The following is an 11402-nucleotide window of genomic DNA, read 5'->3' as shown; positions in this document are numbered from 1 at the left end:
GACACTGGGCGGTACCAATCCGACCAACGGCGTTGGCGGCAAGCGCCACCCGACCATCGAAGATGATGTTATATTGGGATCCGGCGCCCAGGTTCTCGGCCCGATCATCGTTGGCAAGCGGGCACGGGTTGGCGCCAATGCGGTTGTGACCCAGGATGTGCCGACAGGCGCCACCATGGTCGGTGTCCGTGCGCGGCCTACATTGCTCGAGGCAAAAGACTATCAGAAGGAGTTTGTTCCCTACGGCACACCGTGCAGCGAGGTTTTCGATCCGTCGACGCAGAAGCTGGAAATCTTGCAATGTGAAATGGAGCAATTGCAGAAGCGGATTGCGGCCTTCGCGGAAGAGCGAAACAAAGACGATGAAAAGATCGCGACAAAGGGACGTGACCGCGCTTGATGCGTTGGACGGGGTCCAATGTCTCGGTCTTTCCGCAGCGGGGAAGCCCCTCTCAGGTGGGCTTCGAGCGCCGGGAAATAGAACGCATACTCGGCCTATATGGCCGCATGGTGGCCGCTGGTCACTGGAAAGACTATGCCATGGATATGCGCCGCGATGTCGCAATTTTCGCAGCTTTTCGCCGGGCATCGGAGCGGCCTCAGATCAGGATCGAGAAACGTCCATCTGATCGAAACCGTCAGGGCATTTGGTCGTTGCACGGCGAGCAGGGACAGGTTCTGAAGCGTGGCCACGATCTTGCTGGAATACTGGCACCTGTCGAGCGCAAACTTGTGAAGCTTGTCGGCAGCTAGACTGAGCCTGCGGCTCAATGGCGAAACGCGAAAAAACTACCCATCTGCGGCGTCGGTGTCGAGCGCGTAGCCGGCCGATCGAACCGTGCGGATAACGTCCGTTCTGCCATTGGCATTAAGGGCTTTGCGGAGCCGCCGGATGTGAACATCAACCGTACGCAATTCGATATCGCTATCCTGACCCCAGACGCTGTCGAGTAACCGTTCGCGGGAAAAAACCCAGTTAGGGTGCTCCAGAAAGTGGCGGAGCAGGCGAAATTCCGTCGGACCGAGCGCGATGGTATCGCCGCCGCGTTTGACCTTGTGTCCCACGGTATCCATTTCCAGATCGCCGAAGGTGAGTTTCTCGCCAGCCAGCGCAGGACGGACGCGGCGCAATACGGCTTTGACGCGCGCGATCAGTTCACGCGGGCTGAAGGGCTTGGTAATATAGTCGTCCGCACCTGTTTCCAGACCACGAATCTTGTCTTCCTCTTCGCCGCGCGCGGTCAACATTATGATCGGAATATTTGCGGTTTCAGATGACCGGCGCAACTGCCTGCAGACTTCGATGCCGGAAAGACTCTCCAGCATCCAGTCCAGCAATATCACGTCCGGACGATGTTCCTGCACCAGCAACAACGCTTCTTCGCCGTCGGTTGTGTGGATGACATCATATTCTTCTTTTTTGAAATTCCACGACAGGAGTTCCGCCAGCGCGGCATCATCTTCTACCAGTAACAATTTGGCATTTGGCATCAGTCGGCGTCGTCACTCAGGACGTCATCAAGCAAAGTCGCAGGGTCTTCCCCGCGGGTGCGTTCGGGCATCGGTTCACCGGTCGCCGCAAAATAGACCATTTCGGCGACGTTGGTGGCATGGTCGCCGATCCGTTCCAGATTCTTGGCAATGAACAGCAGATGGGCCGCCTCACCGATATCTTTCGGATTTTCGATCATGTGGGTAATAACGGCGCGGAAGATACTATTGTAGAAATCATCGACGATCTGATCGCGCCGGTTAACCTCCATCGCCAGTTCCGCATCGCGCCGGGCAAAAGCGTCGAGCGCGTCACGGACCAGTTCACTGGCGATTTTCGACATTGAGGGCAGCAGTGAAATAGGCGCCATCCGGCGAGTCTGGGTCACGATCGGAACCCGTTTTGCGATATTTTTAGCATAGTCGCCGATCCGTTCGACCACCCCCGATATTTTGAATGTAGCGATCAATTCCCTCAGGTCATCGGCCATCGGCGCCCGCAACGCGATCGTTTGAAAGGTCAACTCGTCAATCCGTTTCTCCAGATCGTCGATCAGCTTGTCTTCCCGGACCACTTCCGCGGCCAGTTCCAGATCACTGTTTTCCAGCGCGCGCATCGCCTTGGAAATCGCCTGCTCGCTGCGACCACCGATTTCCGCAACCATACCGCGCAACTGATTGATGTCGGAATCGAAGGCTTTGACCGTATGCTCTGTCCCACTATTGACCATTTTCTGTTCCTAATCCTCTGCAGGTCAGCCGTAGCGACCGGTGATATAATCCCGCGTTTTTTCTTTGCGCGGATTGGTGAAAATATCTGTTGTATCGCCATATTCCACCAGGGTGCCAAGATGGAAAAACGCGGTTTTTTGCGAGACACGCGCCGCTTGCTGCATATTGTGCGTCACAATAACGATAGCATATTTTCCGCGCAGTTCATGAATCAGTTCCTCGATCTTCGCGGTCGCAATCGGATCGAGCGCCGAACACGGTTCGTCCATCAGGATCACTTCGGGATCCACCGCTATCGCGCGCGCGATGCATAGCCGTTGTTGCTGGCCGCCCGATAATGCGGTGCCGCTATCCTGCAACCGGTCTTTTACTTCGCCCCACAGACCAGCACGCTGCAAGGAGGACTCGACAATATTGTCCAGCTCTTCCTTGCCGGTCGCCAGCCCGTGGATGCGCGGTCCATATGCGATATTATCGTAGATGGATTTTGGGAATGGATTGGGTTTCTGAAACACCATGCCGACTCGCGCGCGCAATTGCACGACATCCATCTGCGGCGCATATATATCGTCGCCTTCGAGCGTAATATTGCCGGTAACACGAGCGATCGGAATGGTATCGTTCATCCGGTTCATGCAGCGCAGAAAAGTTGACTTGCCGCAGCCGGACGGTCCGATAAACGCCGTCACACTATCCATGTTTACATCGATCGACACGTCGTTGATAGCCTGTTTGTCGCCGTAGAATACATCGACATTGCGAGCCGTCATTTTCGGTGTGCCACTATCGCTTGTTGCGCCGGTTTTAGCCGAATCTGTCATATTTATGCTTTCACTCGGTTCTTGCAGTTTCTGATCATCGTTCATCGGGGCACCTACCAACGGGTTTCAAAGCGGTTGCGGAGATAAATGGCCAGCGCGTTCATGGTCAGGAGAAATAGCAATAGCACAATGATTGCCGCCGAGGTTTTCTCGACGAAGCCGCGATCGACTTCGTCGGACCACAGGAATATCTGTACCGGCAAGACGGTCGCCGGATCAGTAATCCCGCTCGGTGGCGTGGCGATGAAGGCGCGCATGCCGATCATCAGCAAAGGAGCCGTTTCGCCCAGCGCCCTGGCCATGCCGATGATGGTTCCGGTCAATATGCCGGGCAGGGCGAGCGGCAGGACGTGGTGGAATACCACCTGCAACGGGCTTGCGCCAATCCCCAATGCAGCTTCGCGGATCGATGGAGGCACCGATTTCACGGCATTGCGCCCCGAAATGACGATCACCGGCATGGTCATCAGGGCTAGCGTCAGACCGCCGACCAGCGCGCCCGAGCGCGGCATGCCGAAAAAGTTCAGGAACACGGCCAGACCAAGTAAGCCAAAGATGATCGACGGCACGGCCGCCAAATTGTTGATCGAGACCTCGATTAGATCGGTCAAACGGTTTTTCGGCGCATATTCCTCGAGATAAAGCGCGGCAAATACGCCAACGGGAAAGGCGAGCAGCAGCGTTACGATCATGGTGATCAACGATCCTTTGAACGCTCCCCAGATTCCCACCTGCATCGGGTCCGTGGCATCCGAATTGCCCAGAAAATTCCAGTTAAATCCGGTGGACAGTTGATCCGAATATTGCCTGACCTTCTGTTCGGCTTCGGGGTTGCCCTCGTCCTTGTAGGCGACGTCGATGTCCGAAACCACCGGTAGATAGACGGTTACTTTCTGTTCGACTATTCTGGGGTTGTCGAGAATCATGGCGCTGACCGTTGTCCAGCTTCCGGACGAAAATAGATCGATACCATCCCGGCCATATTGGATTTCTATGCTGCTATCGACAATTTCGCGCAAACCCAGGGCCTGAACATTTGCCGGACCGTTCGGACTCTCGAATTGGCTGGAGGATGCGCCACCGGTGGCTGCAGGGAAATCAATCTCGACCGGCAGTTGGGTCTGGGTGAAGCCGCGGAATCCATTGCCCATCATCACAATCAATAGAAACGCCAAAAAACCGGCCGACAGCATGATTGCTCCCAAACCAATCGCCTTGAATCGTCGTTCGGCCGCATAGCGCCGTGCAATGCGCTTCTGCATGTCGGCGCCCTGCCAGTCCGTCGGGCGACTCTTTGTTTCGCTAATGTTATTCATAGGCTTCCCGGTATTTTTTGACCACCCGCAAGGCGATGAGATTGAGCAGCAAGGTCACGATAAACAGGACAAGGCCGAGAGCAAAGGCAGCCAGTGTCTTGGGACTGTCAAACTCCTGATCACCGGTCAGCAATTGAACGATCTGGGTGGTGACGGTTGTGACGCTTGAAAACGGATTGGCGGTCATATTGGCGGCGAGACCTGCGGCCATAACCACGATCATCGTCTCGCCAATCGCGCGGCTGACAGCCAACAGGACACCGCCGACGACGCCCGGTAGAGCGGCAGGGATCAGAACCTTTTTGATGGTTTCGCTATGGGTTGCCCCCATCGCTAGCGAACCGTCTCTCATCGCGCTGGGAACCGCCGCAATGCTGTCGTCCGCCATGGAGGAAACGAACGGAATGATCATGATTCCCATCACCACGCCGGCAGCCAGAGCGGATTCTGAAGAGGCGTTTGAAATGCCGATCGAGACGGCAAAATCACGCAGCGCGGGTGCCACGGTCAAGGCAGCGAAATAACCGTAGACAACCGTTGGAACGCCGGCGAGCACTTCCAGGATTGGTTTCATCCATGCCCGGAATTTAGCCGGTGCATATTGGGTGAGGTAAATCGCGCTCATCAGACCGAGCGGAATAGCCACGATCATCGCGATAATGGCGCCAATGAAAACGGTACCCCAGAAAAGCGGAATCGCGCCGAATCCGGTTTCGCCGCGCGGTCCGGCAACCGCCTTCGGGTTCCATTCGGTACCGAATAGAAAGTCGATCGGCGATACCATCGAGAAAAAACGGGCCGTCTCGAAAACCAGCGACAGGAAAATACCGACGGTGGTGATGATAGCAATCAGCGATGCGAGCAGCAGGACCATCATTGTTACGCGCTCGATTTTCGTACGCGCCCTGAGATCCGGCTTGATTTTCAGCCAGGCAAAGACACCGCAAGCAAAGACCATGAGAAGTGCAGCGACTGCGCCGATCATCTGGTAGTATGAGATCGCCTCCTGATAGGGCGTGACCATCGACTGGGATAGCGGATTAAACGCGTTGACCTGATATCCGTATGCAATGGCGCGGGCTTCTGATAAAATTGCGGCGCGCGCAAAGCCGCCCTGGGGCAATTGCGCCGCAGCGGGGCTGCTCATTGCCGCATCGGTTATCAGTGCCGGACTGACGAAGCTCCAGACCGTCATGAAGATTGCTGCCGGAACAATCGCCCATAAAGCGACATACCAGCCATGATAGCTTGGCAAGGAATGAAGGGTTGATCGGGAGCTTATTCCACGCGTTTGCAGTCCGGCAGCTTTCAGGCGGCCAAAAAACCACGCGACGAGGCCGAGGCCGATCACGAGAAAAAGAAGCGTCGCACTTGTCACAATATCCGGTTCCGCCCCTGCTTCGCAATCATCTGAAAAATAATGCCCTTTGAGGAGCGTTTATTTGAGTTCGCCAATCGCAAGCGGAGTCATATTGCTGACTACGTCGGACATCCTTGCCCTTACCCCATCAGGTGAAGCGATCAATCCCTTCTTCACCAGATAACCGTCACGGGTTCCGGCATTGATGAATTCCAGAACATATTCCTGCAACCCGGGTATCACACCGACATGCTGCTTTTTCACATAAATATAAAGTGGCCGGGCGCCGGGATATTCCCCCGATGCAATGGCTTCATATGTCGGGTTGACGCCAGATACCGGAATGCCGCGGACGCTGTCGAGATTTTCTTCCAGAAAACTATAGCCGAAAATACCAACGCTATTGGGATTGGCTTTCAGCTTCTGGACGATGAGATTGTCATTCTCGCCTGCGTCGACATAGGCACCATCTGCTCTGACTTCGTGGCAAATCGCTTCAAATTCCGCTTTGTTAGTGTCCTTAAGCGCCTTTGTAGCCGGATCCGTGACGCAGCCGACTTCCATGATCAGTTCGGTGAGCGCATCACGCGTACCGGAGGTTGATGGCGGACCATAAACGCTGATCGCAAATTTGGGTAGGGACGGGTCAATATCCGACCAGGTTTTAGCTGTATTCTCCTTGCCGAACGGGCGTTCCGCAATGGCCTTGTAAATCTGTACCGGGGTCAGCGAAAATGCGGTGCCGTTATTCGCCTGGGCGATGGCAATCCCGTCGATGCCGATTTGCACTTCGACCACTTCGGTAACGCCGTTGCTCTGGCACAATTCCAGTTCGGAGGCCTTGATCCGGCGAGATGCGTTTTCAATGTCGGGTGTGCCCGCACCGACACCGGCGCAGAAAAGATTCATGCCCCCACCCGTGCCGGTGGATTCAAGAATCGGAGAGGGGTTTGTCCCGTTTATACTGAACTGCTCGGCCACGGCCTTCGCAAAAGGGAAAACCGTAGAAGAGCCGACAATCCGGATTTCGCTTCGGGTGCCGCCTTGGCCCCCGGAAGCCTGATCTTGACAGGCGGATGTCGCAAGAGCGGCGACGGTCAGGAAAGCGAGTTTTTTTAGCATGAATAAATTCCCAATTCATTTGCGTTTGATCCTTGGCTTAAATCGCCGAGGATCCGAATTACGGTCTTGATGTGAGCACCTTTAGAGAGCCGCAATGTCTTGGTCATGACAGATATGTTACGAATATGTGACAGCAGGTTGCGGCGGGCAGTTCCTTAAATCAACCCCTGCATTATCGTGTCATGAAGTCGTGTTACCGGATTCTCGGGGACTCGGCGCATTATTTACGACCGGTAGCAAAACGGACACCGTGGTGCCTTTTCCCACCTCGCTGGCAATTTCCATTCGTCCTCCGTGCCGCTCTGAAATATGTTTGACAATGGCCAGTCCAAGACCGGTTCCCCCGATCGATTTGCTGCGCCCCTTATCAACGCGATAAAATCGTTCCGAGAGACGGGGAATATGTTCAGGAGCAATGCCGTCTCCTTCGTCGCTGATCGACAGTTTCAGCATCGTTGCCGTCCGATTGGGAGCCACATTTATTCGAACCGGCGTTCCTTTTTTTCCATATTTGAAGGCATTGCTGAGCAAATTGTTCACGACTTGCGCCAATTGCGCCCGATCTCCGTAAATCAGTGGAATGTCTGCCGGAAAAGCGACTTGAATTTCTTTCTCTTTCTTGCCGCGGCTGTTGATGTAAAAATCACGTGCTTCTTCGACGAGGTCCCTCAAGTTGATTTTCTCTGAAGGCAATTCGAATTTTTCGGCTTCAATCCGTGAAAGCGACATCAGATCTTCGATCAGCCGCTGCATGCGATCGGCTTCATCATACATTATCTTCAGAAAACGCGTGCGTGTAGCGTCATCCTTGCCCGCTTTGGGATCTTCCAATGTTTCCAGAAATCCCTTGATCGCAGCCAGCGGCGTGCGCAGTTCGTGGCTGGCATTGGCGACAAAATCCGTACGCATTTTTTCGGCAGCATAATGGCTGCTTCTATCCGACAGCTGGACCAGTTTCAGGCCATCTTGCAGGGCATGAATGCGCAGTTCCCATCTTTGGTCCGCGCTGCCGACTCCCACCAACAGAATCGGCGCTCCCGTATGCTTCGCATCCGGGTTGGCGAGGCGGTCTGCGGCGGCGGGATGACGGATGGCAATCCGCACGTCCTCGCCAAGGATATGATCTCCCAGCACCTTGGCCGCCGCCGGGTTGGCCGCCGCAACCCTGGCGTTGCGCACAAGCAATATCGGATCCGTAATCGGATTGATAATATCCTGATAGGATTCCGTCCGCCCTTGATGCAGGATTTGCTGGCGTTGTCGCTCGAGCGAGGCCGGGTCGGGTAGCGTCGGCGCCGGCGGGTCGCGCAGCACCGTGAACAGGGCTATGGCACCGGTGCCGATATAGACGATAAACTGTTGGCCGGGTTGCGACATCAGGCTCGCCAATAGGGCACCACCGACGATGATTGACAGGGCCACAAGCAGGCGAATGGGGGAAATCGAAGTCAGCGGTCGGGTTCTGGGATGATCATAGCTTCTATTTAGGCGGTGCGGCGCAGGAACGGCAATGAGAATTTTATCGGGCGCACAACCCTTGTGTGGAGATATACTGTCGATGTTAATGATTGCGATGGCTATGTCCCGATTATAGACGCGGTTTCCGCAAGCGGACTGTTTACTCGCTTTTTACCCGATTTCTGATAAAGCCCGGATATCTGCAGCAAGAGAAAGCATGGATAGAAATTCGATGAATGAAGACCTTCCATCCGGACCGTCAGACGATAAAGACCTGAATAACGGAATCGTGACCCGCCGTCGTGCTTTGATGATGGGCGCGGTGACCGCTTCTGCAGTGATCAGTATCAAGCCCGCCCTCGCGCAAACCGCGGGTTCGGTGCTAAATTGTGAAATTCCGGTGCCGGGCAATCATGCGGCGGGCGGATATATCGCTGCGGATGGCAAGGTTGTTACGTCCGACACACCAGGCGCATACCCGCCGGCAGGCCGCAATTTTACGGGCGAAGAAGTGCGCCGAGCGATGAACGGACGGACACTGCCCGGAACGTCGCGTGACCAGTCGGAGGCTTATGTAAACTATATCCGCAGACTTCAATCAGGCCAGAGCGGTTTCACTTGCTACGCCTCGCTGCAAATGCCGCGCTGATATAACCGACCAATTTTAACATTTGCCTGCTATCAGACCGGTATGTCGTACCAGAATCGCAGGTAATCCATCATGACCCAAAAATACCGGGCTGCGGCACAGGATGATCTGATCTGGCACGAGCTCGACAGCATGACCCTGTTATTTCATCGGACTTCCGGGATTACCCACATGCTGGTCGATCCCGCTCCGGCGATATTGGAAGTCATGGAAGGACTTTCGCTGTCCCCTGCCGAGATCGCATCGCGACTGACCGCCAAATTCGATATCGAAACAGAGATAGATGCTGAGGACATTGTTCTTGCCCGTCTCGAAGAGCTATCCGGATTGGGACTTGTGGCGCGAGTTGCGGGTTGATCGGCGAGATGCATCAGATCTTGCTCAAAATCGGACCCGCCGCCTTCCGGATCGCTTCGGCGTGGCGGCAACCGCTGGATCAACTGGCAACTTTGTATCGAAGCTATCCTGCGCCGTCTGATCAAAATGTGGATTTCACGGTTCGTCTCGAGCCTGAAAAACCGTGGAGACACTATATCCGGCCATCGGTTCATATCAGCGGGGATTTCTGGTTGCCCGACGCAGCGCCATTGCCACTTGAGCAGGGATTACTGGCCGCCGAAATGGGTATGAACCTGCAAATGGCGCTTGGCTGGCGGCGGCATTTGCTGCTCCATGCCAGCAGTGTTGAAAAGGATGGAAAGGCGCTGATTATGACCGGCCTTTCGGGTTCGGGGAAATCTACATTATCGGCGATGCTGGCAGAAAGAGGCTGGCGTTTCATGGGTGACGAATTTGCCCTGTTATGCCTCAAGTCCGGAAAAATCTTCCCATTTCCGCGCCTGATCAGTCTAAAAAATGAAGCAATTGGTGCGATGCGCAGCGTCGCCGCCGAAGCCCGCTTCGGTCCGGAAATGAAGGCCACTCCGAAAGGCGATATCCGGCATCTGGTTCCGCCCGAAGCAGCGATCGCGCGGATGCACGAGCCGGCCAAACCAGCGCTACTGCTTTTTCCCCGTTTCGGCCATGCACCGGAATTGCGGGACATGGGGTTGTCGGAAGTTTTTGTCCGCCTGACCCAGGCGTCGACAAATTATGTCGCATTGGGCGAGGCCGGTTTCCACGCGCTCACCCGTTTCGTCGACCAGGTCCCGGTCAAGGCAATTGATTATCAGACGGTCGATCAGGCCGAAGAATTGATTGAAAATCTGTGGAGCCGACTACCATGATGCGCGATGCTCGCCCCTTGGTCGATGCTCTGCGGGAACCGGCAAGCGTCGAGGCACTCGACAGCAGCCAGTGGACAGAACTGATCAGCATGGCCCGGGCGGAATCGCTGATTGGTTCGCTGGCCCATCGGGTCAAGGACTTGGCCTTGCCGGATGGAGTGCGGGCCGTTCTACAAGATGCTGTCGAGGCTCATGATTTGGCGCGCCAGCAGGCATTGTGGGAAGCCGACTGTGCCCGAAGAGCCTTGGCCGATTATCCCGGCAAGGTCGTATTGATGAAAGGCACGGCTTATGTTGCCGCCAATCTGGTCGCTGGATTGGGGCGAAGCATCGGCGATCTCGATATTATGGTTGCGCGGGACGACCTGCCAGTCGTCGAAGCCGCTTTGCTCGATGCGGGATGGGAGTGGGTGAAGCCCGATCCCTATGACGATCGATATTATCGCGACCATATGCACGAACTGCCGCCGCTGATCCACCGCGAGCGCGACCGGATGATCGATGTCCACCACACGATATTGCCGCTGACCGCGAAGCCGAGGCCGGATGCAGAAGCGATTCTGGATAGTGCGGTTCGCCTAGACAACGGGCTCTATGTGTTGGCGCCTGCCGATATGGTGCTGCACTCCATTGCCCATTTATTTGCCGACGGGGATATGGCGGGCTGGCTACGGAACCTTTGGGATATCAACCTGCTGCTGCAACATTTTTCCAAGGTGAATGATTCATTCTGGAGCGAACTGGCTAGCCGCGCGCTAACCCACGGGCTCGGCAATGAATTGGCGAGTGCGATTCGTCTTGCTGTTCGTCTATATGCAATGCCGGCCCCCGATCTTCGCGCTGGCCGGTCGGAAGTTGTAGACTCTTTCTACGTTCGGCGCCTGCTCGCTCGTGACGGATATGGCCGTGAAACCCGGAAATGGACCCGGTTCGCATTTTACGTCCGATCGCACTGGCTGCGGATGCCGCCGATGATGCTTGCTCGGCATTTGTGGACCAAATGGCGCAAAGGCGGAAAGCCCACCAAATGAACCCGCCAGAATAGCAATAAACGGGCTGGCTTAAGCCCGGATTGCATGGCATTAGCCGCTGCAATTGGCCGAGATAAGGGCCTGACTGACCAACTTGTTCCGGAGTAAACCGATGACAGATCGCCCTCTAGCCGCCATCATCCTCGCCGCCGGACAAGGCACACGAATGAAATCGGAAACGCACAAGGTACTGCAC

General features: G+C 55.5%; 13 protein-coding genes. 6 read left to right on the top strand and 7 right to left on the bottom strand.

Annotated elements, in window-relative coordinates; genetic code table 11:
• Positions 1–400: serine O-acetyltransferase (locus WBM93_RS10950; protein WP_424431784.1), on the top strand; the 400-nt coding region annotated here is incomplete at its 5' end.
• Positions 400–753 carry a DUF2794 domain-containing protein gene (locus WBM93_RS10945; RefSeq protein WP_424431782.1) on the top strand — a complete coding sequence of 118 codons (354 nt, stop codon included), beginning with the start codon at positions 400–402 and terminating at the stop codon, positions 751–753. The genes WBM93_RS10950 and WBM93_RS10945, both read left to right, overlap by 1 nt.
• Positions 754–789: 36 nt before the next feature.
• Here the strand turns inward: WBM93_RS10945 and phoB are convergent, their stop codons facing one another.
• From phoB to WBM93_RS10910, 7 genes are all read right to left on the bottom strand, one after another.
• Positions 790–1491, bottom strand: a complete 702-nt coding sequence (gene phoB / locus WBM93_RS10940) for a phosphate regulon transcriptional regulator PhoB (RefSeq protein WP_424431780.1) — start codon at positions 1489–1491, stop codon at positions 790–792.
• Positions 1491–2222, bottom strand: a complete 732-nt coding sequence (gene phoU / locus WBM93_RS10935; protein WP_424431779.1) for a phosphate signaling complex protein PhoU — start codon at positions 2220–2222, stop codon at positions 1491–1493. The genes phoB and phoU overlap by 1 nt, the downstream gene beginning before the upstream one ends.
• Positions 2223–2246: 24 nt before the next feature.
• A complete protein-coding gene (pstB, locus tag WBM93_RS10930) occupies positions 2247–3044 on the bottom strand; it encodes a phosphate ABC transporter ATP-binding protein PstB (protein ID WP_424431777.1) in 798 nt (265 codons plus the stop codon).
• 53 nt (positions 3045–3097) lie between these two features.
• The gene (gene pstA / locus WBM93_RS10925; protein ID WP_424431776.1) at positions 3098–4360 is read right to left on the bottom strand and encodes a phosphate ABC transporter permease PstA; all 1263 of its coding nucleotides are present in this window, start codon (positions 4358–4360) and stop codon (positions 3098–3100) included.
• A complete protein-coding gene (pstC, locus tag WBM93_RS10920) occupies positions 4353–5738 on the bottom strand; it encodes a phosphate ABC transporter permease subunit PstC (protein ID WP_424431774.1) in 1386 nt (461 codons plus the stop codon). Before pstC ends, pstA begins: the two co-directional genes overlap by 8 nt.
• Before the next feature lie 60 nt (positions 5739–5798).
• Positions 5799–6842: a substrate-binding domain-containing protein gene (locus WBM93_RS10915; RefSeq protein WP_424431773.1), complete on the bottom strand. Its 1044-nt coding sequence runs from the start codon at positions 6840–6842 to the stop codon at positions 5799–5801.
• Positions 6843–7022: 180 nt separating this feature from the next.
• Positions 7023–8219: a sensor histidine kinase gene (locus tag WBM93_RS10910; protein ID WP_424431771.1), complete on the bottom strand. Its 1197-nt coding sequence runs from the start codon at positions 8217–8219 to the stop codon at positions 7023–7025.
• Positions 8220–8532: 313 nt separating this feature from the next.
• Here WBM93_RS10910 and WBM93_RS10905 point away from each other — a divergent pair, with 313 nt between their 5' ends.
• From WBM93_RS10905 to WBM93_RS10890, 4 genes are all read left to right on the top strand, one after another.
• Entirely contained in the window at positions 8533–8949 is a 417-nt protein-coding gene (locus WBM93_RS10905; protein ID WP_424431787.1) for a hypothetical protein, read from the top strand.
• Between the two features lie 72 nt (positions 8950–9021).
• Positions 9022–9306 (top strand): HPr-rel-A system PqqD family peptide chaperone, encoded by a 285-nt coding sequence (locus tag WBM93_RS10900; protein ID WP_424431769.1) that lies wholly within the window; start codon positions 9022–9024, stop codon positions 9304–9306.
• A gap of 8 nt (positions 9307–9314) precedes the next feature.
• Complete coding sequence (locus tag WBM93_RS10895) at positions 9315–10175, top strand: HprK-related kinase A (RefSeq protein ID WP_424431767.1); 861 nt, start codon at positions 9315–9317, stop codon at positions 10173–10175.
• A complete protein-coding gene (locus WBM93_RS10890; RefSeq protein WP_424431786.1) occupies positions 10175–11206 on the top strand; it encodes a nucleotidyltransferase domain-containing protein in 1032 nt (343 codons plus the stop codon). The genes WBM93_RS10895 and WBM93_RS10890 overlap by 1 nt, the downstream gene beginning before the upstream one ends.
• Positions 11207–11402 lie beyond the last annotated feature (196 nt).

Source organism: Parasphingorhabdus sp., assembly GCF_049667325.1.
Lineage (GTDB): Bacteria > Pseudomonadota > Alphaproteobacteria > Sphingomonadales > Sphingomonadaceae > Parasphingorhabdus.
This window is presented reverse-complemented; position numbering and strand designations above follow the sequence as displayed.

What these genes read in the sequence shown, in the direction of transcription:
- WBM93_RS10945 (WP_424431782.1), top strand. Translation starts at nt 400, where the DNA reads ATGCGTTGGACGGGGTCCAATGTCTCGGTCTTTCCGCAGCGGGGAAGC.
- phoB (WP_424431780.1), bottom strand. Translation starts at nt 1,491, where the DNA reads ATGCCAAATGCCAAATTGTTACTGGTAGAAGATGATGCCGCGCTGGCG.
- phoU (WP_424431779.1), bottom strand. Translation starts at nt 2,222, where the DNA reads ATGGTCAATAGTGGGACAGAGCATACGGTCAAAGCCTTCGATTCCGAC.
- pstB (WP_424431777.1), bottom strand. Translation starts at nt 3,044, where the DNA reads ATGACAGATTCGGCTAAAACCGGCGCAACAAGCGATAGTGGCACACCG.
- pstA (WP_424431776.1), bottom strand. Translation starts at nt 4,360, where the DNA reads ATGAATAACATTAGCGAAACAAAGAGTCGCCCGACGGACTGGCAGGGC.
- WBM93_RS10915 (WP_424431773.1), bottom strand. Translation starts at nt 6,842, where the DNA reads ATGCTAAAAAAACTCGCTTTCCTGACCGTCGCCGCTCTTGCGACATCC.
- WBM93_RS10910 (WP_424431771.1), bottom strand. Translation starts at nt 8,219, where the DNA reads ATGTCGCAACCCGGCCAACAGTTTATCGTCTATATCGGCACCGGTGCC.
- WBM93_RS10905 (WP_424431787.1), top strand. Translation starts at nt 8,533, where the DNA reads ATGAATGAAGACCTTCCATCCGGACCGTCAGACGATAAAGACCTGAAT.
- WBM93_RS10900 (WP_424431769.1), top strand. Translation starts at nt 9,022, where the DNA reads ATGACCCAAAAATACCGGGCTGCGGCACAGGATGATCTGATCTGGCAC.
- WBM93_RS10895 (WP_424431767.1), top strand. Translation starts at nt 9,315, where the DNA reads ATGCATCAGATCTTGCTCAAAATCGGACCCGCCGCCTTCCGGATCGCT.
- WBM93_RS10890 (WP_424431786.1), top strand. Translation starts at nt 10,175, where the DNA reads ATGCGCGATGCTCGCCCCTTGGTCGATGCTCTGCGGGAACCGGCAAGC.